At 65.8% G+C, this 25,936-nt stretch carries 20 protein-coding genes; 9 read left to right on the forward strand and 11 right to left on the reverse strand.

The features are described 5' to 3' along the window. Positions 1-47: 47 nt before the first annotated feature. The gene (locus tag CAL29_RS03050) at positions 48-1,211 is read right to left on the reverse strand and encodes a glycosyltransferase family 4 protein (protein ID WP_094851511.1); all 1,164 of its coding nucleotides are present in this window, start codon (positions 1,209-1,211) and stop codon (positions 48-50) included. Positions 1,212-1,595: 384 nt separating this feature from the next. Here CAL29_RS03050 and oxlT point away from each other — a divergent pair, with 384 nt between their 5' ends. From oxlT to CAL29_RS03085, 7 genes are all read left to right on the forward strand, one after another. Further along, positions 1,596-2,855, forward strand: a complete 1,260-nt coding sequence (oxlT, locus tag CAL29_RS03055; RefSeq protein ID WP_094851512.1) for an oxalate/formate MFS antiporter — start codon at positions 1,596-1,598, stop codon at positions 2,853-2,855. A gap of 186 nt (positions 2,856-3,041) precedes the next feature. After that, positions 3,042-4,352 carry an SGNH/GDSL hydrolase family protein gene (locus CAL29_RS03060; RefSeq protein WP_373559714.1) on the forward strand — a complete coding sequence of 437 codons (1,311 nt, stop codon included), beginning with the start codon at positions 3,042-3,044 and terminating at the stop codon, positions 4,350-4,352. A gap of 54 nt (positions 4,353-4,406) precedes the next feature. Continuing rightward, positions 4,407-5,336 carry a LysR family transcriptional regulator gene (locus CAL29_RS03065; RefSeq protein WP_094851514.1) on the forward strand — a complete coding sequence of 310 codons (930 nt, stop codon included), beginning with the start codon at positions 4,407-4,409 and terminating at the stop codon, positions 5,334-5,336. A 233-nt stretch (positions 5,337-5,569) separates the two neighbouring features. Beyond that, positions 5,570-6,568, forward strand: coding sequence for a threonine/serine dehydratase (locus CAL29_RS03070; RefSeq protein WP_256977157.1), 999 nt, complete (start codon positions 5,570-5,572; stop codon positions 6,566-6,568). 5 nt (positions 6,569-6,573) lie between these two features. Next, positions 6,574-7,641 carry a DUF4392 domain-containing protein gene (locus tag CAL29_RS03075; RefSeq protein WP_179283882.1) on the forward strand — a complete coding sequence of 356 codons (1,068 nt, stop codon included), beginning with the start codon at positions 6,574-6,576 and terminating at the stop codon, positions 7,639-7,641. Beyond that, positions 7,638-8,111, forward strand: a complete 474-nt coding sequence (locus CAL29_RS03080; protein ID WP_094851515.1) for a RidA family protein — start codon at positions 7,638-7,640, stop codon at positions 8,109-8,111. Before CAL29_RS03075 ends, CAL29_RS03080 begins: the two co-directional genes overlap by 4 nt. A gap of 54 nt (positions 8,112-8,165) precedes the next feature. Then, positions 8,166-9,566, forward strand: a complete 1,401-nt coding sequence (locus CAL29_RS03085; protein ID WP_256977158.1) for an MFS transporter — start codon at positions 8,166-8,168, stop codon at positions 9,564-9,566. 117 nt (positions 9,567-9,683) lie between these two features. On the opposite strand, the gene CAL29_RS03090 is transcribed toward CAL29_RS03085, so the two are convergent. From CAL29_RS03090 to CAL29_RS03115, 6 genes are read right to left on the reverse strand one after another with little or no spacing between them, the layout of a single operon-like run. After that, positions 9,684-11,015, reverse strand: coding sequence for an FAD binding domain-containing protein (locus CAL29_RS03090; protein ID WP_179283883.1), 1,332 nt, complete (start codon positions 11,013-11,015; stop codon positions 9,684-9,686). Further along, entirely contained in the window at positions 11,012-13,357 is a 2,346-nt protein-coding gene (locus CAL29_RS03095; RefSeq protein ID WP_094851517.1) for a xanthine dehydrogenase family protein molybdopterin-binding subunit, read from the reverse strand. The genes CAL29_RS03090 and CAL29_RS03095 overlap by 4 nt, the downstream gene beginning before the upstream one ends. Positions 13,358-13,361: 4 nt before the next feature. Next, positions 13,362-14,444 (reverse strand): ABC transporter ATP-binding protein, encoded by a 1,083-nt coding sequence (locus CAL29_RS03100; protein ID WP_094851518.1) that lies wholly within the window; start codon positions 14,442-14,444, stop codon positions 13,362-13,364. Between the two features lie 8 nt (positions 14,445-14,452). Continuing rightward, complete coding sequence (locus CAL29_RS03105) at positions 14,453-15,259, reverse strand: ABC transporter permease (protein ID WP_256977160.1); 807 nt, start codon at positions 15,257-15,259, stop codon at positions 14,453-14,455. Continuing rightward, a complete protein-coding gene (locus tag CAL29_RS03110; RefSeq protein ID WP_094851519.1) occupies positions 15,256-16,152 on the reverse strand; it encodes an ABC transporter permease in 897 nt (298 codons plus the stop codon). The genes CAL29_RS03105 and CAL29_RS03110 overlap by 4 nt, the downstream gene beginning before the upstream one ends. A 3-nt stretch (positions 16,153-16,155) precedes the next feature. Beyond that, entirely contained in the window at positions 16,156-17,241 is a 1,086-nt protein-coding gene (locus CAL29_RS03115; RefSeq protein ID WP_094851520.1) for an ABC transporter substrate-binding protein, read from the reverse strand. A 112-nt stretch (positions 17,242-17,353) separates the two neighbouring features. On the opposite strand from CAL29_RS03115, the gene CAL29_RS03120 reads away from it, so the two are divergent. Next, a complete protein-coding gene (locus CAL29_RS03120) occupies positions 17,354-18,040 on the forward strand; it encodes a response regulator transcription factor (protein ID WP_094851521.1) in 687 nt (228 codons plus the stop codon). Here CAL29_RS03120 and CAL29_RS03125 read toward each other — a convergent pair. The 3 genes from CAL29_RS03125 to CAL29_RS03135 form a co-directional block, all read right to left on the reverse strand. Next, a complete protein-coding gene (locus CAL29_RS03125) occupies positions 17,997-20,063 on the reverse strand; it encodes an ATP-binding protein (RefSeq protein ID WP_179283884.1) in 2,067 nt (688 codons plus the stop codon). The two genes, CAL29_RS03120 and CAL29_RS03125, sit on opposite strands and share 44 nt — an antisense overlap. Before the next feature lie 411 nt (positions 20,064-20,474). Beyond that, entirely contained in the window at positions 20,475-22,217 is a 1,743-nt protein-coding gene (locus tag CAL29_RS03130; protein WP_218831798.1) for an ABC transporter ATP-binding protein, read from the reverse strand. Between the two features lie 120 nt (positions 22,218-22,337). After that, positions 22,338-22,979 carry a PadR family transcriptional regulator gene (locus CAL29_RS03135; RefSeq protein WP_094852676.1) on the reverse strand — a complete coding sequence of 214 codons (642 nt, stop codon included), beginning with the start codon at positions 22,977-22,979 and terminating at the stop codon, positions 22,338-22,340. Between the two features lie 83 nt (positions 22,980-23,062). Between CAL29_RS03135 and CAL29_RS03140 the strand changes: the two genes are divergently transcribed. Continuing rightward, positions 23,063-24,865, forward strand: coding sequence for an ABC transporter ATP-binding protein (locus CAL29_RS03140; RefSeq protein ID WP_094851523.1), 1,803 nt, complete (start codon positions 23,063-23,065; stop codon positions 24,863-24,865). A 39-nt stretch (positions 24,866-24,904) separates the two neighbouring features. Here the strand turns inward: CAL29_RS03140 and CAL29_RS03145 are convergent, their stop codons facing one another. Next, positions 24,905-25,930, reverse strand: a complete 1,026-nt coding sequence (locus tag CAL29_RS03145; RefSeq protein WP_094851524.1) for a Bug family tripartite tricarboxylate transporter substrate binding protein — start codon at positions 25,928-25,930, stop codon at positions 24,905-24,907. Between the last annotated feature and the right edge of the window lie 6 nt (positions 25,931-25,936).

Raw genomic sequence — 25,936 nt, forward strand, 5'->3', positions numbered from 1 at the left:
GATGGCCGATTGGAGGCGCTTGGGTTTTAACGTCCAAGCGCCAGGCCTCAAGGAAAGGTCGCCTGGATCCACCCTAGAAGATCGTCCGCATGCGCTTGCCAGGTGCGTCTCTCGTCCACGATCCATTGCGCGGCGCGGCGGCCTAGCAGGCGTGCTTTGGCGCGGTTCCGGTACACCCATTCCAAGGCCTCGACGATCTCGTCGACGCTGCTTTCGCCCCAACCTTCGGTTCCCGCGCCGGGCACGGGTGCCTGATGCTTCAGGGCGATGCTGTTTTCGCTGGTCAGGATGTCGAGCATGCCGGTATTCGCCGCCGCGATGACGGGGGCGCCGCAGGCCATGGCTTCCTTCACCGGGAGGCTCGTGCAGGGTTCCGCCCGGGAAGGCTGCAAGCAGACGTCGATGTCTCGCAATACCGTCGGCATCATCTGGTTGGGGATGTGGCCCAGGTCGATGACCTTGTTCGGGTCCACGCCGTTATCGCGGGCCCAGGCTTTCACGTCCACCGTGCCGTTTCCACTCAGCTTGACCCCGTGTTCCAGGCGGCCCTTGAAGCCCGCTGCCCATTGCGGCCAGGGTGACTGCCAGGAGGTCACCAGGACGGCGTCGGGATGCCGCGCCGAGAATGCGCGAAACGCCATCAGGGTGAGGTCCTGTCCCTTGCGGGCCTCGATTTTTCCGCCGGTGAAAATGTAGAACTTGCCGGGATCGAGCACGCCGGAGCGGGTGCCCGGGCAGAAGAGGGACGTGTCCACGCCTTCGAGAATCACTTTGACTTCGCGTCCCGTCGCCGCGCGCAGGCATTGCGCGTTCCATGCCGAGCCGCATAGCAGGGCGTCGTAGCGGGACAAGGCCTGTTTGGCATCGGGCAGGCGCGTATCGGCATAGACGATGCGGCCGATATTGGATTGCCCGTGGACATCGTTGCCGCGGACGTCGTCCCCCAGCGAGTCGATCACCGTTCCCTTGATCCTGGCCATGCCGCCGCTGTCGCGCTTCATCGTGGCGAGGAACTGGTTGGACTCCATCATCGCCGACAGGATCGCGCCGCGGCGCAGCGGGTCGACCATGACCAGGTCGAGGTCGTCTATCGCCACGCCCATGAGCGGGCGGACGTCAGGAACCTTGACGAACTGGCTGAAGAGGTTGAAGCCGAGAATCCCCCACCCGAAGGTGTTGTTCATCTGCCAGTTCAAAAAAATATTTCGCATCGCGTGTGCTGCTTGAAAGAGGAAAGCGAACCCGCGATTCTCTCAGGAGATGAGTTCTTTCGGTAGCGAAAACCTCTGATATACGCCCGTCAAACGCAATTTCTCATGATGTGGAGTGTTTGTGACGTGAAGTTATCGAACTGGGAACAACATGGTTCCCGCGGCAGATCCGACTTTGCTTATTCGGCTTGCCCCCGGTGGCGAGGAAATGCCCCGCTGCACTATCACAGGGCCTGGATCGCGCACCATAAGGTGGCCAACGAACGATGTCCCCATTTTATTCGGCCCATCCTTCCGCCCGTTTTCCAGGGGAAAGCCCGTAGCGCGACATGGCATGTCCTTTGCATTCGGTTTACCTCCAGACCAACCGGCCTGGAGCCCGACATGAACGTATCGACCGAAGCCGCCCTGAGCAGTCCCAAGGACATCCTGGGCAGTCGCTGGACCCAACTGGTGCTTGGCCTGGTTTGCATGATGGCCATCTCCAGCCCGCAATACGTGTGGACTCTTTTTACCAAGCCGCTGTCGGCCAAGCTCGGCGTGCCGCTGTCGGAGCTTCAGGTCACCTTTTCGCTGTTGATCGTCCTGCAGACGTTCTTCTCGCCTTTCCAGGGCAGCCTCATCGACCGCTTCGGCCCGCGCCGCCTGATCGCGATCGGCACGCTGATGTCGGGATGTAGCTGGATCCTGGCGTCCATGGCCTCGTCCATCGGCATGCTTTACCTGACGTACGGCATCGTGGGCGGCCTGGGAACCGGCATCGTCTATGTCGGCGTGGTGGGGCTGATGGTGCGCTGGTTTCCCGACCGGCGGGGCTTCGCGGCCGGCATGGTCGCGGCCGGATACGGCATGGGCGCGATCCTGACGACGTTTCCGATCTCCAACGCCCTGGCCGGCAGCGGCCTGGAGGCGACGTTGTGGCAGTTCGGCATCATCTTCTCCATCATCGGCGTCCTCGCCGCGCAGGGGCTGCGCGCGCCGGCGCATCCGGTGGAGGCGGCCGCGGGCGTGCCGGCCGGCAGCCCGAAGGACCTGGCGCCCCGCCAGATGCTCAGGCAGCCGCTGTTCTGGCTGATGTTCGTCATGATGACCATGATGTCCACCTCCGGGTTGATGGTGACCTCGCAGATGGCCAGTTTCGCGCGCGACTTCGGCGTCGCCGACCTGCTGGTCTTCGGCATGGCGGCGCTGCCGCTGGCCTTGACGGTGGACCGCCTGACCAACGGCCTGACCCGTCCTTTCTTCGGGTGGGTGTCGGACCGCTACGGCCGCGAGAACACGATGTTCCTCGCGTTCGCGCTGGAAGGCGTCGCGATGGCGATCTGGCTGGCCACGCGGGATCATCCGATGCTCTTCGTCCTGCTGTCGGGCGTGGTGTTCTTCGGCTGGGGGGAAATCTTCTCCCTGTTCCCGTCCACGCTGACGGACACCTTCGGCACCCGTCACGCCACCGCCAATTACGGCTGGCTGTATATCTCGCAGGGCATCGGCTCCATTCTGGGCGGGCCGCTGGCCGCCCTGATGCACGAAAAGACCGGTAGCTGGCACCCGGTGTTCTATTCGGCGATCACGCTGGACATCGTCGCCGCGGTGGTGGCGATCGCCGTGCTCAAGCCGGCCCGGGCGCGCTACCTGGCGCGTTGACCCGCTTGCCGGGAGCCATGGCCGGCGTCGCGGCGGGGATCGCCCTATACTCGCAATGCGTCGTCGGCCGGTCGATGCGGTTCGACCCGGCTTCTTGAGTCAACTTGCCTGTCCCAAGCCTTGTGTCCTCCGGGGCAAGACACTGGGGCAGGGCCCGTGCTTATGCAATCCTTGATCAGACTTTGCCTGGCGTATCGCCGCTTGGCCGCGGCCTTGCTCGCGGGGGGATGCGCCGCCGCGTTTTCTTCGGCGGCGTGCGCGCAACCGCCACAACCACCACAATCGCCACAATCATCACAAGCGCCGCAAGCCTGGCACACGTCGTGGAGCACGGCGTTGCAGGAGATTCCGCGGATGGCCGCGCTTCCTCCGCTTTACCAGGCGCCGCCGGTGGCGGGGCGCACCGTGCGCCAGGTGATCGTGCCCACCTTGAGCGGCGGCGTGGCGCAATTGCGCGTCAGCAACCGCTATGGGACCCGGCCCCTGTCGATCACGCGGGTAAGCATCGCGCGCAGCGGCGCCGGGGCCGGCATCGTGCCGGGCAGCGAGAAAGCGGTGACGTTCGGCGGCAGCGGCGCGCTGGTATTGCGTCCGGGCATGGAGATGGACAGCGATCCCATTCCTATCGCCGTGACGCGCGGCGCGCGCCTCGCGGTCAGCATGGTCATGGGCGGCGACGACGCCATGCAGGCGTGGCACAGGATTGCCGGCCGGGTCAATTACGTATCGTCCGTGGGCAATCACGCCGGCGACATATCCGAAGCGGCGTTCAAGGTCCGTTTCACGCAATACGCATGGATCACCCGCCTGGCGGTGGGCGGCAAGGGCCCGGGCGGCGTGGTGGCCATCGGCGACTCCATCACCGATGGCCTGCGGTCGACGCTGGGCGCGGATCGCAGTTGGCCCAGCGTGCTGGCCGTCCGGGTGGCCACCGAAGGCAGCGTCCCGATGGCCGTGTTGAACGCGGGAATCAGCGGCAACCGCCTGCTGTCCGGCTCGCCCTGTTATGGCGACAGCCTGGAATCGCGCGTCGAGCATGACGCCCTGGCGCTGCCCGGCGTGCACACGGTGATCGTGCAGGTCGGCATCAACGACATCAATTTCTCCGCCATGCCCCCGCGACGCGGCCTGGACTGCGATACGCCGCACACGGTCGTCAGCGCGGACGACCTCGTCGCCGGCTACCGGCGCGTCATCGCCGCCGCGCACCACCGCGGCCTCCGGGTCCTCGTCGGCACGCTCACGCCCGCCGCGCTGCCGCCGGATCGGGAAGTCGTGCGCCAGCGGGTCAACCGCTGGATCCGCGGCGGCCAGGGCTTCGACGGCGTCGTGGATTTCGACAAGGCCTTGCGCGACCCCGGCCAGCCGGGGAAGTTGAAGCCGTCCTACGACAGCGGGGACCATGTGCATCCGAGCGACGCGGGCTACGCCGCGATGGCGCACGCGGTGCCCTTGGCGCTTTTGAACGGAAAACCGCCGCCTCGTGGGGCGATGTGAGCAGGCGCGGGACAGGCTGGCGCCTGCGCTTCCCGGCGGCACGATAGGCCGACAATGAATCTGAAGAGCCTCGAGATTTTCTATTGGGTCGTCAACCTGAGCAGCTTCAATAAAGCGGCGGCCAAGTTGCACACGACGCAACCCGCGGTTTCCCAACGCATCGCCGCGCTGGAAGAGGAATTGGGAATTCGCGCGCTGGACCGGAGCTCGCGCGCGGTCAAGCTGACAGCCAAAGGGCGCGTCCTATACGACTATGCCGAGCGATTCCTGGCATTGCACGCGGAGATGATGCAGGAAGTCGCCGAAGCGCACCTGGTAAGCGGCGTGTTGCGGCTGGGCGTGGCGGAGACCATCGTTCATACCTGGCTCGTGGAGTTTCTGGAGCAGTGCCGCCATAAATATCCCAACCTGACCGTGGACATCGTGGTCGACATCACGCCGAAGCTGCGCGACGACGTGAAATCGGGGGAACTGGACATGGCGTTCCTGCTCGGCCCGCAGCAGGACGGCGAGCTGGTCGAAGAACCGCTGTGCAGCTACGAACTCAATTTCTTTTCGGCGCCGTCGTTCAAGGTGGGCAAGGAGCCCTTGTCCATCAGCGATATCGTCGCCCATCCGCTCCTCACGTTTCCCAAGCGGACGTACCCGTATACGTTTCTGCGCCAGGCGCTCATGACGCCGGAGCACGGGGCTCCCCGGATCTTCACGAATTGGTCGATGTCGACCATTGTCCGCATGGCCGAAGACGGCTTCGGCGTGTGCGTGGTGCCCAGGCTGGCGGTGCTGAAGGAAGTGGAGCAAGGCCGCCTGAAGGTACGCCGCACGCAGCTTCAGTTGCGCGATCTCAGCTTCGCGGTCGCCTACGCGCGCGGGAGCGACGAACCCATAAAGGCGGCGCTTGCGAAGCTCGCCGGGGAAATCGCGCGCACGTCGATGGCAGGCCATCGCAAGCGGACTCGAACCGCCAGATCGGCGGCATCCTGATGCCCGTGCCCCTGGCATGGGGCCGGCGGACGCGCAAGACCCGTTCGCGTTTCTCATAAGTGCTTTCCCTGATAACCGTCCGTGCAACGGCGAGTCCTACCCCCGCGTCTCTCTGGGAACAGAAGCGAAGAATAAGTAAATCTTATTGAAATCAATCCAAAATCAGGATTTGTAGTTATAGAACCGAGCAGATGTAATGGCCGTGCAATCTCGCATTTCAGCCAGGACCTGCCTTGGATACTCACACAAATTCCGATAGCTACGCGATCGCCTTCGGCGACGTGCAACAGGCGCACGCTCGCATCCGCCCCTACGTCGTGCGTACTCCGCTCCTCGAGAGCCGGACGCTCAACGACCTGATCGGCGCCCGCGTTCTCGCGAAAGCCGAATGCCTCCAGAACGCCGGTGCGTTCAAATTCCGTGGCGCCTGCAACCGGCTGCTGCAGTTGACCGACGCGCAGCGCAAGGCCGGCGTCGTGGCCTTCTCATCGGGCAACCACGCCTTGGCTACGTCCGCGGTGGGCCGCATGTTCGGCGTGCCCGCGACCATCATCATGCCCGCCGACGCGCCCAAGGCAAAGATCGAAGGCGCGCGGGCCAACGGCGCGACCGTCATTCTCTACGACCGTGAAAAGGACGACCGTGAAGCCATCGGCGCCGACATCGCTCGCAAGACCGGCGCCATCATCGTTCCGCCTTACGACGATCCCCACATCATGGCGGGGCAGGGCACCGCGGGCATCGAGATCGTCGAGCAGGCGCAAGCCATCGATGCCCCGCTCGACGTCGTCATCGCGGCGAGCAGCGGCGGCGGGTTGGTCGCGGGCGTGGCGACCGCGGTCAAGCATCTGTCGCCCCGCACGGCGGTATATGCCGGCGAGCCCGCGGGCTTCGACGAACTCGCGCGCTCGCTGGTTTCCGGGCAACCCGAAACGAATGCGCCGGGCACCCGCTCGATATGCGACTCCCTGCAGGTCGCCAAGCCCGGCAAGCTGACGTTCCCGATCAACAAGCGCTATCTGGCCGGCAGCCTGGTGGTCACCGACGACGAAGTCAGGCAGGCGATGAAAGCGGCGTATCAGCACCTGAAGCTGGTCGTAGAGCCGGGGGGCGCGGTGCCCCTGGCCGCGCTGCTTGCCGGCAAGCTGGACGTGTCCGGCAAGACCGTCGCCATCGTTCTGAGCGGCGGCAACGTCGACGCTTCCGTCTTTATCGAGGCCCTGAAGGGATAGCCGCCATGTTGAGTCCTGAATCCAAGACCTATCACCGCGTCGCGCGCACCATCGACGATTTCATGAAGGTCGACTACACCGGCGTGGGATTGATCGGCAATCTCTACGCGGCGCTGCAATCGCGCCAGCCCGGCTACGCTTGCATGGGCGCGGCCGAGCGCATCGTGAAGGCCGTCGAGGCGAATCCCGGTCCCATCCTCATCGCCACGGGCTTTCCGGAGGGCGGCGGCGCGCCGGAGACGGACGGTCCCATCGGCGCGGCCTTGATGGCGCGGGCATTCTTCCTGGGCTTGCGCCGGGAAACCGTGATCGTCATCGACGAGGACTGGGAAGAAATGATGGTGGCGACGTGCCGCGGCGCGGGGATGGCCGTCATGCCGTTCCCCGGCGATGGCGTGATCAGGCCCTTCGACTTCCTGCGGCCCGTCTATATCCGGACGGTGCCCAAGGACGATCGCGGCGCTCACGCCATCTGCGACGCGCTCATCAGGGAAACGAAACCGAGCGCCGCCATTGCGATCGAACGCCCCGGCTGCAACGCGAAGGGTCTTTATCACGGCCTGGGCGGCCGCCCCCTGGACGGCCTGGTTGCCAACCTGGATTACCTCTTCGAGCAGGCGAGGCAGGCCGGCATCCCGTTCATCGGCATCGGCGACGGCGGCAACGAGCTGGGCATGGGCGTCATCGCCGAGGACCTGCCGCAGTTCTCCCCCAAGGCCGCCGATACCGGCATTCCGGGCCGAGGGGGCGTGGCGGCGGTCACCGCCGCCGATTGGCTGGTCGTGGCGAATATCTCGAATTTCGGCGCCACCGGCGTCGTCGCCGCGCTGGCGGCGCTTCTGGAGAATCCCGTCGTCTTTCACGAGCCGGAGCTGGAAACCCGGAGCACCGAACTGTGCGTGGCCCATGGTGGCGTCGACGGCATGTTCATGGCGCCCGAGCCCGCGCATGACGGCATCGCGATGGAGGAGTACGCAGGCATGGTCCGCGCCTTGCGCGGCAGCGTGATGCGCGCGCTCGGACATTCGATCAACTGGCAGGGGCATCGCGGCGACTGGAGGCAGTTGAAATGAGCGCGAACACGTTTTCGGACAGGTTGGCCGAACTGGGGTTGGCGCTGCCTGCCGTCAACCCACCACGCGGCAGTTATGTTCCCTCTGTGCGAGCCGGTGATCTGTTGTTCATCGCGGGCCAGGCGCCCCGGCTGGACGGGGTGCTGAAGTTTGCCGGAAAAGTCGGCAAGGACCTGACCGTCGAGGACGGCCAGCAGGCGGCCCGGTTGTGCGCGCTCAATATCCTGGGACATCTGGCGGCCGCGTGCAACGACGATATCGGCAAGGTGGCGGCGGCGGTGCGCCTGGCCGGCGTCGTGAATTGCGGCGAGGATTTCGAGTCGCATTCGAAGGTCCTCGATGGCGCGTCGGAGCTCATTGCCGCGGTATTGGGCGAACGCGGCCGGCACGCGCGCATCGCCACCGGCGCCTCTTCGCTGCCCACCGGCATGGCGGTAGAGGTCGAAGCGGTGTTTCAACTCAAGTCATGAGTCCGGCGCCCCCGGGCAACCGCCCCGGGGGCCGGACAAAGCCACGAAAAGGGGATGATCGTGCACGCCACGGCGAATTCGCCCGCGCATGCGGGCCTGCAACTCGAACGCGATTCTGTCTATAGAAAGGTCGCATTTCACACCATGCCATTCCTGATGCTGTGCTACGTCGCGGCATACCTGGATCGCATCAACATCGGTTTTGCGAAGTTGCACATGCTGGCGGACCTGGGCTTCAGCGATGCGGTCTACGGGCTGGGAGCCGGTCTGTTCTTTATCGGCTACCTGATCTTCGAAGTGCCGAGCAATCTCTGGATGATGCGCATAGGCGCCAAGAAGACGATATCCCGCATCATGATCCTGTGGGGCCTGATCTCGGCGGCTTTTTCCTTCGTCGAGACGCCCACGCAGTTCTACGTCCTGCGCTTCCTGCTGGGCGCGGCGGAAGCCGGATTCTATCCCGGGGTGATCCTGTACCTGACGTACTGGTTTCCCGCCGATCGGCGCGCAAAAATGGTGGCCCTGTTCGTCGGCGCCGTTCCCTTGTCGGGCATGATAGGCGCGCCGCTTTCCGGCGCCATCATCGAGTTCGGCCACGGCGGTCACTGGACTACCCTCCTGTCGCTGCGCGACCTCCTCCCCGAGGGAGGATTCGCGCTTGGGGCGGCCCGGCGCGCTCATGCGCTGGCAGGCTGGCAATGGATGTTCATCATCGAGTCGGTGCCGTCCTTGATTCTCGGGCTGCTTTGCCTCAAGTACCTGTCCGACGGACCTGCCGACGCGAAGTGGTTGTCGGAGTGCGAGCGCGCGCTGATAGAAAGGGAACTCGCGTCCGAACAGGCAGCCAGCCGCCATGACAAGTCGGCCACCTCCCTGGCCGCGGCGCTCGGCGATCGCCGCGTGTGGAAGATGACCTGCATCTGCTTTTGCTCGGCCATCTGCTCCTATGGCGTTTCATTCTGGCTGCCGACGCTCGTGCAACAACTGAACGTCGGCGACGTGATGCATGTCGGCTGGTATACGGCCGTTCCGTTCACCGCTGCTTTTGTCGTCATGTACCTGATAGGGCGCAGTTCCGACCGTCTGCGGGAAAGGCGCTGGCATCTGGTCGGGCCGTTCGCTTGCGTATGCGCCGGCCTGGCGGGCAGCGTCTGGGCGCACGATTCGATGGGTCTGGCCCTCCTTGCCTTGACAGTCGCCGCGATCGGCGCCTATAGCACGACGTCCATGCTGTTCAGCATTCCGGGCTTGTTTCTTTCCGGGGTGGGAATGGCCGCCGGCGTGGCGATGATCAACTGCTTCGGCGGCCTGGGCGGCTTCGTCAGTCCCTACGTGGTCGGCGTGGTCAAGGACATGACCGGCAGCACGGACAACGGCGTATTCTTCATCGCCTGCGTGGCGATCGTCGGCGCGGGCCTGACGCTGACCTTGCCGCCAAAACTGGTCAACCGGTAGAAGGGCGGCCGCCCCAGCACCTCTTCCCGCGGCCCCGCATCGACCACGCGGCCGGCTTCCGGTACGACGACGGTGTCGAAGCGGGCGAGCTGCCTGGAGCGCGTGCGGGCGCGTCCGTCAAGCGGAAGCGGCCAGATCGCCGCGGAGCCCCAGGAGTAGCTCCCGCAATATCGCCGTCCTGTATGCGCCATGCGCGTACGTATCGTCGACCGGATCGCGGCCCAGCAGTGCCGGCAAGGTGTCGTTCGCCTCCGGCTGGTCCAATCCGCGCAGCAGCATTTCAGGATCGGGCGCGCGGAAAGCGCAGGCGGCATAACCCGCTATGCCGATGCGCACATGGCCATCGGCGGCGCGCGCGGCGGTGACGCCTATCAGGGCCGCCCGGCCTGGCCGCTGGCGAAAGTTCCGGTGAAAGAGCGACCGCGGAACAGGTATCCGGACGCCGACGATCAATTCCGTCGACGCCGCGCCTGCCGAAAACCATTCGTCGGCGGGAATGGCGCCTGATCGGCCGAGTATCCATGCCCCGGCGGCGATCAGCAAGGGCGAATAGCAGCCATCGCGGGCGTTGCTGACGAGGTTGCCGCCCAGCGTTCCCCGGCTTCGCACGTAGACGTCGCCGATATGGCCGGCAACCTCGGCCAGCTTCGGCAACGACTGGTCGACCACGGGCGACGCGGCGATATCGGCGTGCGTGCAGCAGGCGCCGATGTGCAAGTTTCCCTCCAGGATGGAAATGCCTTTCAGCGCTTCGATTCCCTCGATGTCGATCAGTTCGGCGGGCTTCTCGGTGGCCCGCCGCAATGCGGGAACCAGTTGCTGGCCGCCGGCCAGCCAGCGCGACCCTGGCAGCCGGGCAGAGAGCTGGAGAGCCGCCGAGAGCGACCCGGGGCGATGGATCCGCGGCTGCGGCGCGTTCCTGTCCCGCTGCCGCATGTTCTGGATAGCCTTCTCCACGGCGTCGACGATGGTCTGATACCCCGTGCAACGGCACAGGACGCCGGCGAAGGCGGCGCGGATGTCGTTTCTGCTCGGCTCGGGATTGGATGCCAGCAACGCATGGCATGCGAAGACGAATCCGGGTTTGCAATAGCCGCACTGGAATACGGCCGGTTGATTGCACGCGTCGTTCAGCGCGGACAGTTTTCCCGGATTGCGCTCGAAGCCCTCCAGCGTTACGACGTCGCTGCCGATCAGGGTGTCCGTCAAGACCGTGCAGGATTTGGCGGGCCGGCCGTCGAGCAGTACCGCGCAATTCCCGCAATGGCCCGAATCGCACGCGGGCTTCGGCGATTCGATCGAAAGCTCGCCGCGGAGCCAGTCCATCAAGACCATGCCGGTCTCGGGCGCGCCGTGCCACTCTCCGTTGATGCGTACCGCATTCGCGCCGTTCGCGGGCGCGTGGCGGGGCGCCACTCCATTTCGTTCTTCGGGGGCGTTCTCTTTCATTGTTTTGCGCGCCTGTGATGAAGCGCGTTCCATACGTGTTCCGGCGTGGCGGGCATCTGTATGATCCCGTCGGACTCTTGATGCAGCGCATGCTGCACGGCATTCATGATGGCGGGCGGCGCCGCGGATGCCGCGGCCTCGCCACACCCCTTCAGTCCCAGGCGGTTGGTGCCGGAGGGCGTGTTCTGGAAAATCAGCCGCGCGTCGGGCATGTCCGCGGCCTGGGGCAGGTGGTAACTGGAGAAGTCGGCGCTGGCCAACTTTCCCCTGTCGTCATACCTGCATTCCTCGATCAGGGCCTGGCCCAATCCCTGGGCGATGCCGCCATACTGCTGGCCCATGACCCCTTCGGGGGAAAGCAGATGGCCGAAGTCCGAAACGGCGGTATAGCGGACCACGGACGTCCTGCCCGTCGCCGGATCGACCTCCACCTCGCATATGTGGCAGCCGTTGCCATGCGTGCCGGATTGAACGGTCGCCGTGACATGCGAGTCGAAGGGATGTTGCAAGCCGCTTTCGGAGCGCGCCATCTTCGCCGCATCGAGCAGCGTCAATGCGATGTCGCCCATCCACAGGCGGCCCATGCGCCAGACGATATCGTCCGCGGATATGCCGGTGCGCGCGGCCAGCCAGGCGCGCGCCTTGGCCAGTGTTTCGTCCGCCGCGTCGAGGATCGCCGTCGAGCCGGACAGCATCGATTTGGATCCGCCGGTGCCCGTGCCCTGGCGCAGGCGGTCGCTGCGGCCTTGGGCGACCTGTATGGCCGCCGCGGGCAGCGAGAGGTAATCCGCCAGTACGCGGGAATAGGCCCTGCGATGCCCCTGCCCGCTGCTCTGCGTGCCGACGTCCAGGCGTATGGCGGCATCCGGAAGAAAGGTGATGCGGGCCGTCTCCCGGGGCAGGCCGCCCGTGTTCCGCTCCAGGATCTTGGCCAGTGCAAACCCGCCGTTGGTTTCGATGAAGTTTGCCATGCCGATGCCGCGGCGCAGGCCTCGCGCCCGGCTTTCTTCGCGCCGTTGCGCGAATCCCGCATGGTCGGCTTCCTCCAGGGCCCTTTGGAAGTTGGCGCGGAACATGCCGGACTCGATATGTATGCCCGTGGCCGTCGTATAGGGAAGCCGCGTTTCGTCGATCAGGTTGCGCCGGCGCAATGCGACGGGATCCATGCCGGTCTCCCGCGCCGCCTCGTCGATCATGCGTTCAAGGACATAATGCGCTTCCGGCCTGCCGGCTCCGCGATAGGAATCCAGCGGGGCGGTGTGGGTCAGGACGCCGCGCACGCGGGCGTGCACGGTTTCGATGGCGTAGGGGCCGCACAGCAGCGGCGCGCCGCAGGTCGTCGAACTGAAAGGGCCATAGTTGGACAACTGGGCCCCAAGGTTGGCGATGGTGTCGGCCGCAATGGCGAGAATGCGGCCGTCGGCGCTCAAGGCCATGGTCGCGTCGGTCCAGTTGTCGCGGCCTCGCACATCGGTGAGGCAGCCTTCGGTCCGCGTCGCGCTCCATTTGACGGTCGCCCGCAGATGCTCGGCGGCCAGCAGGACAAGCACCTGTTCCGGATAAACGAATATCTTCGCCCCGAAACTGCCGCCCACGCGCGGCGTGACGACCTCCAGCCGGCTCGCGGGCCAGCCCAGAACGTCGCACGCGATCACGTCTCGCGTCCAATGGGCGCCCTGGGTCGCCGACACCAGCACGAAGGAGTCCGACTTCTCCACGAAAGCAGCAATGGCATTGCGCGTTTCCATGGGAGAAATGATGATGGCGTTATTGCGCAGGCGGCGCCGGACGATATGCGCGGCGCCGCGCAATGCGGCGTCGCGAGCCGCGGAACTGCCCATCTCCCAGTCGAAGCACAGGTTGTCCGGAATGTCGTCCCAGACCAGGGGCGCGCCATCCCGGGCGGCCTCGTCGGCATCCGTTACGGCGGGCAGGAGACGATAGGAGACGCGGCATCGGGCGGCGGCCCGGCGCGCGGCCAGCTCCGAGCGCGCGACGACCATCGCCAGGATTTCTCCTTCGTAGCGGCATTTCGCGGACGCCATCAGCGTGCGCGGCGGATCGGCCCGCGGACTGCCGTCGCGGTTGTCGAGCGGAATGATGCAGGGGATGGGCTTGATGCCGGCGGGCAGGTCGTTCGCCGTCCAGAACGCCAGGACGTCCGGATCGTCCAGGACATCGCGGCTGATGTCCAATATCTCCGCGTGCGGGTGCGCCGCGCGGACGAATGCCGCGTGCAGGCAGCCCGCGGGATGAATATCCGCGGTGAAGCAGCCGTTCTCATAGGCTTGCCGCAGCCAGGGCAACGCGTCGACGGGCGAGCTCGTGGGATCGTTTCGCATCGCCTCAAACCGGCAGCAGGCGGGCGGCGTCGGACCGCCAATGAATATGCACGGGAAGCCCGGGCGCCAGGCGCCGCGCCAGGTCCGTGTCGGAATTCGGCACCAGGGCCTTGATCGTCAACCTGTCGTCCACCGCAACGTTCGTTTCGATGGCCTGCCCCAGGTAGGTGACCGAAAGAATCCGGCCGGGTACGCGATTCTCTCCGCGTCCGGTATCCGGTGTTCCCGTATCCGCCTCCAGCCGCGTGCGTTCGGGACGAAAACTCACCAGCGCGCGGCTGCCCGGACGGAATCGGCGCGTATCGCATTGGAGCGTTCGCTGCGTGGCCGCGCAGAGAAAGTGTTCTTCGTCGACGATGGTTCCCTCGATGAAATTCGAGCGTCCCATGAACTCGGCGACGAAGCGGTTGGCCGGTTCCTCATAGACCTGCGATGGCGTGCCGATCTGCTCGATGCGCCCTTGATTCATGATGACCAGCCGGTCCGCCATGCTCAGCGCCTCGTCCTGATCGTGCGTCACCATGACGGTGGTGAGGCCGGACTCCTTCTGGAGTTGGCGAATCTCCTGCCGGACGTCATGCCGCAAGCTGGCGTCCAGCGCGGAAAGCGGCTCATCGAGCAGCAATACCGCGGGGTCGATCGCCATCGCGCGCGCCAGCGCCACGCGTTGCTGCTGTCCGCCCGACAACTGCCGCGGCAGGCGGTCCGCCAGGCTTTCCAGTTTTACCCGCTCCAGCGCGCGCCGCACGCGCAGGGAAACTTCCGATGCCGGAAACTTGCGCATGCGCAGGCCGAACGCGACGTTTTGCTGCACCGTCATGTGGGGGAACAGGGCATAGCCCTGGAAGACCATGCCGATGTTGCGCAGATAACTGGGCGTCGCGGTAATTTCCTTTCCGTCCAGGAAGATTTCTCCTTTGCTGGCCGAAACGAAGCCGGCCAGCATGCGCAGCGTGGTGGTCTTGCCGCAGCCGCTGGGACCGAGGATGGCGACGAGCTCCCCCCGTTCGATGTCGAGGTTGAATTCCGAGACGGCCCGGAAATTGGCGTAGTGCTTTTCCACGCCCTTGAATGAGAGATAAGTCATGGCGGTGCTCAGAAAACCCGGCTTAGCTTGACGTAGCGGTCGGAGATCATCAGGGCGGCGCCGATGATCAGGATCTGCACGGTGGCCACGGCGCATACCGTGGGGTCCATATTCCATTCGAGATAATTGAGGATCGCGATGGGCAGCGTGGTCATGCCGGGGCCGACCAGGAAAATGGATTTCTCCAGGTCGGTGAAGGAGACGATGAAGCTGAACAGGCCGCCGGCGACCAGCCCGGGCCGGATCATGGGCAGCGTGACGTGCCACAGCACGGCCCACGGTTTCGCGCCGAGATTCAACGCGGCCTCTTCGACGCTTTCGCTGACGGAAGCGAGCGAAGCCACCGTGAGCCTGACGATCCAGGGGATGGTCAACACGACGTGCGCGCCCAACAGCCCCGGCGTCGTGCCGGCGACCTGCCAGTCCGTGAGCACTTCGAACTGGATATAGAAAACGTAGAGGGCGCTGCCGGCGACGACGCCGGGGATCAGCATGGGCGAAAGCAGGACGGTCGAGATCAGGGCGCGTCCCGGAAACCGGCCCCGGACCAGCGCCAGGGCCGCCGGCACGGCGACCAGCAGGCCGGCCGCCGTGGACAGCAGCGCGACCTGCATGCTCAATAGGAAACCGTCGCGGAAGTTGTCCAGGTTCCACGCGTTCACATACCAGGCCACCGAGTAGCCGTGGGGAGGGAGGCTGATGATCTTGTTGCTGAACAGGCTGACCCATGCCACCGCGACCAGCGGCATGACGACGAAACCCAGGGTCAGGAAGACCAGGCAGCGGTAGGCGGCAATCGACAGCCGGTTGGTCACGACGCGGACTCCTTGCGTTGGGGATCGTGCCGTCCCAGCAGCCAGGACGACAGGACCGTCAATACCAGCGTCGTCGCCATCAGGACGAACGCCAGCGCGGCGCCGAAGGGCCAGTTGTTCGCGCGCGTGATCTGCTCATAGACTGCCGGGGCCATCATCTGGAATTTGGGACCGCCTATCAGCAACGGCGTGGCGTACGCGTTCATCGACAGGATGAAACACAGCACGGTGCCGGCGATGACGCCCGGCATCATCATCGGCAACAGGACCTCCAGGAACATTCTTGCCGGCGCCGCGCCGAGGCCCAGGCCCGCTTCCTCCAGCGGGCGCGGAATCGATTCGATCACGCTTTGCAGGGTGATGATCATGAAGGGCAGATTCACCGAAATGATGCCTATGAGCACCGCCTTGCCGGTATAGAGAAGCTGGACGGGATCATGCGTGAGGCCTATCGCGGTCAGGAAGGCATTCACGACGCCCCTGTCGCCCAGCAGGACCAGCCAACCGGCGACCCGCACGGCGTTGCCCATCAGCAGGGGCAGGATGACGCAGATCAGGAGGAAGCTCTTCAGCCTGGTGGAGGTGACGCGCGCGATGTAGTAGGCAGGGGCGACGCCGAGGACGAGGCACAGCGCGGTGCTGAACAGGCTGATGCCTATCGTCCGCCACAGGATGTCCAGGTAGAACGGGTCCGAGAAGAACCGGAGGAAATTCTCGATCGTCAGGCCGTCCACCATGAATTTTCCCGGCACGAACCGGTTCAGGCTGTACCTTCCGAGCAGGACGAGCGGAAATGCCAGAAGGATGACGACCAGGACGATGGACGGGGAAAGCAGGAGCGGGGCGGCAGCCCCGCGCGGGCGCAAGGGGCCGAGATCCAGCGAGCGGCTCATGGCTCAGACCTTGATGTTCTTGTTCCACCAGTCGAGCCAGGCCGACTGATTCTTCGCCGTGTATTCCAGGTCGAAGTGATTCAGTTTCTGGCGCTCCGCCGCCGTGAATTCGACCGCGGCGGCCTGCTCCGGGGGCAGGGCGGCGTTGTCGATGGGCACGGCGTAATAGGTCAGCGTCGCCATCCGCTGGGCGACGGCGGGCGTCAGCATTGCGTTCAGGTAGCGGTACGCGTTCTGCTTGTTGCGCGCCTTCTTCGGGATGCACATTCCCGTCTGGTAGGCGATGGCGCCCTCCTTCGGATAGGCGGCCCGCACGGGCAGGCCATTGGCGCGCCACTGGGCGGCGCGGGCCAGATAGTTGGCCGTGATCCATATCTCGCCGGAGGCAAGCGCCGCCTCGGTTTGCTGGTGCGACGGGTAGATGCGCGGATTCACGGCCTTTTTCAGTTCGAGGAGCTGCTTGAACGCCGGCGTGACATTGCTCATGCCGCCGCCATCGAGCAGGCCGAGCGCGAAAAAGTAGTTGTAGTAAATCTGGTCGATCAGTCCGACGCGGCCCGCATAGGCGGGATTCATCAGGTCCGCGAACGAGGTGGGAGGCGTCTTGATTTTGTCGGGGTTATAGATGAGGACGACGCCGCTCAGGCCGAAGGGAATGAAATAAGGCGTCTTCATGCCGGGCAGCAAGTGCCTGGCGTTGGGTATCTTGTCGTAGTCCAGCGTTTCCAGCGCGTCCTGCAACTGCAATTCGTAGGCATCCGCATCGGTGAAATTGGCGATGTCTATCGTGCCGCGCGGCAGGGCGCGCTCCGCCAGGATCTTCGTTTTGCGCTCCGGCGCGCCGGCGAGATCCCGGCGGATGGTCATGCCCTTGGCTTCCAGCTCGGGAGACTCCAGGGCCTTGACGACGTTGGCGTTCCAGTCGCCGCCCCAATTGGAGACGACAAGGTCGCCGCTGAACGATTCGGCCCAGGCGGAGCGGGGCAGCCCATAACCCAGCATGGCCGAACCGGCAGCGGCGCCCATGCCCTGGAGGAACCGCCGGCGCGGCGGGAATGAGGGAAATCGATCGCTGGCTTCCTTGGACATATGAGACCCCTTGGTTTTGCGTTGGTGATATGGGGGTCCACTTTAGGAAGGAATATTTTCTGGAATTCTTCTTGTATATTTCTGGAATGTTTCTATAAACGTATACCCTGTCATGACTTACCCGATATTGATCGTGGAAGACGATGCGACCATCAGCACCATCGTTTCGGGATACCTGGAGTCGGAAGGATTCGTGTCCGAGGTGGCGCACAGCGGACAGGAGGCCTTGCGGCGCGTGGCGGTTGGCCGCTATAGCCTGGTGCTGCTCGATCTGGGGCTGCCGGACGAGGACGGGCTGGCCGTCTTGCGCAAACTGCGCAGCCGTATTTCCGCGCCCGTCATGGTCGTCTCCGCCCGCAATTCGCTGGATGCCCGGTTGACCGCGTTCGAGTTGGGGGCCGCCGATATCCTGGCCAAGCCTTTCGATCCCCGGGAGCTGCGGTACCGGGTGCTGAACCTGATAGGGCGCGAACGGCAGGCGGAGTTGCCGGCGTGTTTCAGGATCGGCGATTGGACGATGGACGCGGTGACCCGCACGATCACGGACGAAAACGGGCGGGACGCCGGCTTGACCAGCCAGGAGTTCGCCGTGTTGCTGCTGCTGGCCGGCGGCAACGGCAAGGTGTATTCACGCGGGCAGATTATCGATGCGGCCTCGGTTGCCTCCGAGCCGGAATCCGACCGGTCGGTGGACATCCTGATCAGCCGCATTCGCAAGAAACTTTCCGTCCGGCGCGATCATGCATGGCGGATAGTCACGGTGCGCGGGATCGGCTACCGGGCCGAGCGCGCGGCCTGACTTTTTTCCGAGGCGGCGGCAGGAAGCGGTCCAGGATGAGAATGGCTTCCCGCGCGCATTGCGCCAGGTTGGCGCGGGCGGCTTCCAGGCTGTAGTCGCCGGTGATTCCCGTTGCCAGACCCTGCTGCGCCTCGACCAGGACTTCCAGGGAGGAGGCTGCCTCGCGTAGCGCGAGAAATCCCAACTGGGCGGCATTGCCCTGCACCCGGTGCAGCAAGCCCGGAGATGGATAGGACGTTCCTTCCGGCATGCCGGCGATCAGCTTGTGCAGCAGATCGCGGGCGCTGCCGCAGGCGTCGGCGAAACGGCGCTCGCCGATATCCTTTCGCAGTCCTTCAAGCACCGCGGCCGGTCCCGCATGCCCCTCGGCATCTTCGGCGCCGGCGGCCGGCACGGCCTGCGCGGGCGGTGGCGCCGGGTCGGCCTGCGCGAACGCATTCTGCGCGGGGCGCCTCAGGCTGGTGCGCAGGACACGCCCCAGCTCGGCCAGGCGTAGCGGCTTCTCGATGACGCCGTCCATGCCGGCATGCTCGCATCGCGTGCGCGTGTTGCCGGAGACATTGGCGGTAACGGCAATGATGCGAAGGTCGTCATGGCATTTTCCCCGCCGGGCGCGCAGCCGGCAGGCGACGTCGTAGCCGCTTTCTTCCGGCATTTCCAGATCCAGCAGCACCACGTCCAGCCGATCCGCCACGACCGCGTCGCAGGCATCGTCGCCGCTGGAAAGAATGCGCGGAATATGGCCGAGACGGTGCAGGAAATCCTCCGCGACATACATATTGAGCGGGTCGTCATCCAGCACGCCCACGCGCAGCGCCGCCGCGGGCGCGGTATATCCCGTCCCGTCCTCGGCGCCGGCGGACGGCGCGGAGTCGGCGGGGATGTCGAACCAGAACCGGGCGCCCCGGCCAGGATTGTTGCGCGCGTGAATGGCGCCGCCCATGGCGCCGACAAGTTGCCGGGATATTGCCAGCCCCAGGCCCGTGCTCTCCGCATTGTCGGGAGAGGCGCTGGCGAAGAACTCGAAGATATTGCCCAATAGGGAAGCCGGAATGCCCGAGCCCTCGTCGGACACCGTGTACTGCAAACTTCCTGCCTTGCGCTGCACGGAAATGCGTACGGTCCCCGAGTCGGAATATTTGACGGCGTTGCTCACGAGATTGACCAATACCTGCACGACCCGGGCGCCGTCGATGCGCATTCTTGGCATGGCCTGGGCGGGCATGTCGTATTCCAGCCTGAGCCCGCGCTCCCGCGCGCGCTGGCTGAATTCCGCGTGCACCTGCAGGACAGGTTGCACGGGGTCCATGTCCGTGGGCGTGATGGTCACCCCATTCGCTTCGTTTTTCAGGTAGTCCAGGAGATCGGTCATGACGGCCGAAAGCCTGTTGCAGGAATCCAGCAGGAGCGTGCCCTGCCGCTGCTGGGCGGGCGAGACGGCGTCGAGCGCCAGCATCTGGGCAATGCCCAGCACGCCATTCAGTCCATTGCGCACTTCATGGCCGAAGATCGCCAGGAATCGCGCCATGGAGCGGGACATGAACTCCGCCTGGCGGACGGAGCGGCGCAGCGAGCGTTCGCGGGCCTTCAACTGCGTGATGTCGGCGCGTACGCTGACGACGCCTCCGGACCGCGTGCGGCGTTCGCTGACCCGTATCCACTTGCCGGTATCCAGATGCTGTTCGAAGAAGCCCACGCCATTGCGGTGGAAGTCGATTCTCCGCCTCAACCAGTCCTGGGGATCCTCGTTGATGACGAATTCCCCCGTGCGGACCGAACGGGTGGCGATTTCCTCGAAGGGAACGCCGCGATGCGCCATCGCGCCGGCTGACGGGTAAATGCGGTAGTACTGTTCATTGGCGAGGATGAGCCTGTCCGCCTTGTCGAACAGCACGAAGGCTTCGGGAAGCGCGTCCAGGCTGCTTTCCAGCTCCGACAGGAAGTTCCATAGCGAGTGCACGCGGCCGTTGGCCACGGTCGTGTGTTGCAGAATCCCGCTTTCCGCGCCCGTGGCGGTCGCCACCAGGGACCTGCGCCCGGCCGTTATCGATATCTGTGCGGAAACGGGCGCGGCGGCCGGACGGGTGTTGGCGTGTTCAAGCGGGTTTCCGCTCCGGTCATCCGGGGGCGATTCGCATGCGTGCGCATTCAAGAAATCGCGTAACTCGCCGGGAAGCTTATCCCAGGGCAGGGTGCGCGCGCGCCATCGTCCCATCGGACGGTGCAGGGGACCTTCCAGCTTGAGCGAGATGCCGGGCCGGCAATGCCAGCGATAAGTCGGCGCGTCTCCACCGGACGCGAAGGAGGGAGGAGCTTGCGAGAACTCGTACACGGCATTGTTTCGCAGGCGGCGACGGCCGCCGGCCAGGACCAAATACGTATCCTAGCCATGTGCGCGCTGCCGTGGCAACGTAGAGGTATCCCCGATGCGGCTTCAAGCCCCCCGCCGCCCCAGCACCTCTTCCCGCGGCCCCGCATCGACCACCCTCCCGGCTTCCAGCACGACGACGGTGTCGAAGCGGGCGAGCAGGCTGGGGCGGTGCACCGAGGCGATGATGCAGGCGTTGGGGAAGGCGGCGTCCATGCGGTCGAAGACGTGGCCTTCGGCCGTGGGGTCGAGCGCGCTGGTGGGTTCGTCCAGCAGCAGGATGGAACTGCCGTGGGCGGCCAGCACGCCGCGCGACAAGGCCAGGCGCTGCCGCTGGCCGCCGGAGAGATTGCTGCCCCGTTCGTTCAGTCCGCTGGCCAGTCCATCCGGCATGCGTTGCAGCACCTCGTCGAACACGCCCGTGTGCACCGCCGATTCAAGCGCCTGCGCGTCGGCCGGTTCGCCGAAGGTCAGGTTTTCCTGCACGCTCGCCTCGAACACCTCGGCCTCTTGCGGGATGAGGGTGGCCAGCGTGCGCAGCTCGGCCCAGTCCACCGGCTGGCCGTCGCGCAGCAGTTCGCCTTCTTGGGGCGGGTACAGGCCGGCCAGGGTGCGCAGCAGCGTGCTCTTGCCGCCGCCGCTGGGGCCGATGAGCGCCACGCGCGCGCCGCGCCGCAGTTGCAGGTTCACGCCATGCAGGCCGCCCCGCGCGTTGTCGGCATAGCGCCAGGTGGCGCCGCGCAGTTCCAGGGTCTGCCACGGCGCCTCGGGGATGACCGCGGGGATGGCCGCCTCGGGGTCGCCGGGCGCGTGCCAGATCGGCTCGGCGCTGCCGTAGTCGGTGTGCATGCGCGCGAAGCTCTGGAAGTTCGCGGCCATCGCGCCGACCACCTGGGCGGCCTGCTGCGCGTATTGGTAGATCATGAAGACGGTGCCCAGCAGCACGGCCTGCCCGGGTTCGCGATTGCGCAGCACGTATTCCACCACCAGTATCCACGTAAGCCCCATGCCCAGGATGTCCACGGCGAACCACTTGCCTTCGGTCACGGTGACCGAGCGGCGCAGCGGCACCATGATGGCATCCATGCGGCGGCCCAGCAGTTTGCGCGAAGCCGCCTGTAGCCGCAGGCCGATGACCGTGCCGGCGTTGCCGACGAAGTCGAGCAGCGCGGCGGCATAGCGGCGCTCTTCGTCGTTCTCCGCGCGCGCCAATTGCATGAGCGTGCGGTCGAAACGCAGGATGATGACGGCGATGACGATGTAGCCGCTGATCGCGATGGCGCCGCTGACGTAGGACAGCAGGGCCAGCGCGACCAGCGGGCCGACGAAGTTGAAAATACTTTGCAGGTAGCCGAACTGGTTCTGCGCGAAGTCGGACAGCGCGCGGCTGGACTGCATCACGCGGTGCTGCAATTCGCCGGAATGCCGGCCGTCGCGCCACGCCAGCGGCGCCGCCGCGATGCGCGCATACAACTGGTCGGCCAGGCGCGTGCGCACCTGCACCCCCACGTTGCGTTCCAGGATGCGCCCCGGGCCGTGCAGGAACCACGACAGCAGGTAGATGAGGACGAGATAGACGATCCAGCGGCCGGACGTCATCATGTCGCCCTGCTGCAGGGCGTTGATGGCGTGGGACGCCAGCCAGGGCATGGTCAGCCGCAGCAGTTGCGCCGCCGAAAGCAGGCCGGCGGCGCCCAGCAATTGCGGGCGCTTGCCCTGCGCGTGGCGCCAGAGGGCGGCATAGAGTTCGCGGGCGGCGTTGCCCAGGCTGGTGGAAGGCTTACGGGTGGCGGATGCGGATTTGGTCACGTGCTGGCGGTCGGCTTGGGTTGATGCCCCTCGAGCGGGCGGTCGGACAACGCTCGTTCGGTCAAGCAAAGCAGGGCGTTAGCCTACTACATACGCCGCGCGCGTTCGCCGCCCGCGGCGTCAGCCCCGGGGCGCCGGACCGCCTTCCGCGCCGGCCGCCGTGCCCTCGATCTCCGCGGCCGCGCGCAGGAGGATGGCGGCCACGCGGCGCTGTTCTTCCTGCGGCGCGTCGCTTTTTTGCAGCAGGGCGCGCTTCAGGCGCCTGCGCGCCTCGACGAATTCCGGCAGCCACGCGCCGCCGGGGTTTTCGCCGTCCTCGGCCATGGCCCCGCGCAGGTACTTCATTTTCCGCGCCAGCAGCGCCAGATCCTGGAACATCTCGTCCAGCCGCTGCTGCCGCGCCTGCACGAAGCGCCTGCCTTCTTCCGACAAGCGGTACGACTTCTTGTTGCCTACGACGTCGGCCTCGACCAGGCCCAGTTCGTGCACATAGGTCAGCGCCGGGTAGATCACGCCGGGGCTGGGCACGTAGGCGCCTTCGCTGCGCGTCTCCAGCGCCTTGATCAATTCGTAGCCGTGGCTGTCGCCGCCGGCCAGCAGGCCCAGCAGCATCAGTTGCAGGTCTTCCGACGAAAACCGGCGCCCGCGCATCAGCTCGCCGCGGCCGCCGAAATCTCCATGGCGGCCATGGCCGCCGCGCCCGTGTTCGTCGCGCCGGGGCGCGTGATGGCCCGGGCAATGCGTGTGGTGGCGATGTCTCATGAACAACTCCCATATCGTAAGATATGTCGTATGATATGTCTTAAGATATATATCGTCAATCGACTGGTCTATCGACTATCGCTATGAAACGTGTCTCCTTCTTCTTCACCCAGGCCGTCCAGGCGATAAGCCTGGTCTGGAACACCTCCCGGATCCTGTTCCTGGGATTGATCGTGGCCACCATCGCCGCCGGCGCCTTGCCCGCCTGCGCGGCATGGATCGGACAGCACATCGTCGACGCCGTGGTCGCCGCCATCCAGCTCCGTTCGCGGACCGGCAGCGCGCCGCTATGGCCCGTACTGCGCTATGTCCTGCTGGAAGCCGGCGCGCTCATCCTGCTGGCCGCCATGCAACGCGCGCTTTCCGTCCAGCAGTCGCTGCTGCGCGTGCAACTGGGCCAGAAGGTGAACATGCTGATCCTGGAAAAGGCCCAGCAGTTCTCGCTCATCCAGTTCGAGGACGCCGAGTTCTACGACCGCCTGGTGCGCATCCGGCGCGACGCCTCCACCCGCCCGCTGTCCCTGATCATGAAGTCGCTGGGACTGGTGCTGAACCTGATCCTGCTGGCCAGCTTCGCCGTGCTGCTGGTGCATTTTTCGCCCTGGGTCTTGCTGCTGCTGGTCGCGGGCGCCTTGCCCGTGTTCGCGTCCGAGGCGCATTTCTCCGGCAACGCCTTTCGCCTGTTCAGCCGGCGCGCGCCGGAAAGCCGGCAGCAGAACTACATAGAAAGCCTGTTGTCCCAGGAGGCCAATATCAAGGAAGTGAAGATATTCGGCTTCGCGCCGCTGCTGCTGCAACGCTACCGGGACACCTACGCGCGGCTGTATGCGGAAGACCGGCGCCTGACGCTGCGCCGCGACGGCTGGGGGTTCGTGCTGGGGCTTTTCGGCACCGCGGCCTTCTATGGCGCTTATGCCTGGGTTGCCTTCGACACCGTGCAGGGCCTGATCTCCCTGGGCCAGATGACGATGTACCTGGCGTTGTTCCGCCAGGGCCAGTCGGCGATCAGTTCGGGGCTGACCGCGATAAGCGGGCTGTATGAGGACGGGCTTTATCTATCCAACCTGCACGACTACCTGGCCCATCCCGTCGCGCCGCGAACCGGCACCTTGACGCAGGGCGTGCGGCCGGGCGACGGCTTGCGCTGCGAAAACGTCGGCTTCACCTATCCGGGCGCCGGCGAGCCCGCGCTGCGCAATATCGACCTGCACCTGGCCCCGGGCCGCAGCCTGGCGCTGGTGGGTGAAAACGGTTCCGGCAAGACCACCATGATCAAGCTGCTGACGCGCCTGTACCGCCCCGACCAGGGCCGCATCCTGCTGGACGGCAGCGATCTCCAGGATTGGGAGGAGGACGCCTTGCGCCGCCGTATCGGCGTCATCTTCCAGGACTTCATCCGCTATCAATTGCCGGTCAGCGAGAACCTGGGCGTGGGCGACGTGCGGGCCTTCGGCGAGGAGGCCCGCTGGCGCGAGGCCGCCGGCCAGGGCGCGGCGGCGGAATTCATCGAGCGGCTGGAGCACGGCTATGCGACGCAGCTCGGACGCTGGTTCGCGGGCGGCCAGGAACTGTCGGGCGGCCAGTGGCAGAAGATCGCCCTGTCGCGCGCCTACATGCGCCGCGACGCGGACATCCTGGTGCTGGACGAACCCACCGCGGCCCTGGACGCGGCCGCCGAGGCCGAGGTGTTCGAGCATTTCCGCAAGCATGCGCAGGGCCGCATGACGCTCCTGATATCGCACCGCTTCTCCAGCGTCAGGAACGCGGACGAGATCCTGGTGCTCGATCGCGGCCGCATCCTGGAGCGCGGCGATCACCAGGAACTGATGAAGCTGGACGGACGGTACGCCCACCTGTTCGATCTGCAGGCGCGGGGATACCGGTAGGCCGGACGCGAGTCCGGGCGCACGGACCCCGGCGCCGGCCTATGCCGTCTGTTCCAGCTTGAACCGGTGGACCAGGTCCTGCCACATGGCGTGTTCCCGCACGACGTATTTCTGGAAGTCCTCGGTGCTGCCGCCCACCGGCACGGCATGGAAGGTGTCCATCCACTTCCGCACTTTCTCGTCCTTCAGGGCGACGTTGAATCCCTCGTTGAGCCTGTCCACCGCTTCCTTCGGCACGCCGGCCGGACCGAATATGCCTTGCCAGGAATTGAGCGGCTGGGGCGAGGCGCCCGCCTCGACGATGGTGACCGCGTCGGGCAGCGCCGGCGACCGCTGGGCCGTCGTCACCAGCAGCGCCCGCGCCCGTCCGTCGTTGACCAGCGGCATGGCGTCGGCGATGTTGAGCACCGCCACCTGGATCAGGCCGCCCATGAAGTCCTGCATGGCCGGCGTGACGCCGCGGTAGGGAACGTGGGTCAGTCCCAGCTTGAAGGCGGTCGACACCAATTCGCCGGTGATCTGGTTCGAGGTCGCGACGCCGGGCGTCGCGTACGCGGTGCCGGGTTTCTTGCGGGCCCAGGCGACGAACTCGTCCATGTTCTTCGCCGGCACGGACGCATGCACCAGCAGGACGTTGGGCTGGTCCGTCAGGTGGATGATGGGCGTGAGGTCTTGCAGCGCCCGGTAAGGCATCTTGTCGCCCATCACCGCGGGCTGCACCGCCAGCGTGCCGACGTGCGCCATGCAGAAGGTATAGCCGTCGCCGCGCGCATGGGCCACGCTGGCAACGCCGATCATGCCGCCGGCGCCGTCGCGGTTCTCGACCACGACGGGCTGGCCCAGGAAGGTCGACAGCGGCTCGGCCATCAGCCGCGCGAAGGCGTTGATCGACGCGCCCGGCGGGAAGACGATGACGAACCTGACGGGCTGGGTGGGCCAGTTGCCCTTCGCCGCCCGTCCCTTGGGCATTCCCAGGGTCATCAGCGAAAGGCCGCCTAGGCCCGCCAGGACGCGGCGCCGGCCGCGGGTGGTGCTGCTTTCCTTGCTGCTTGCTTCATCGAACATGCGGTT

The organism is Bordetella genomosp. 10, from assembly GCF_002261225.1.
GTDB lineage: Bacteria > Pseudomonadota > Gammaproteobacteria > Burkholderiales > Burkholderiaceae_B > Bordetella_C.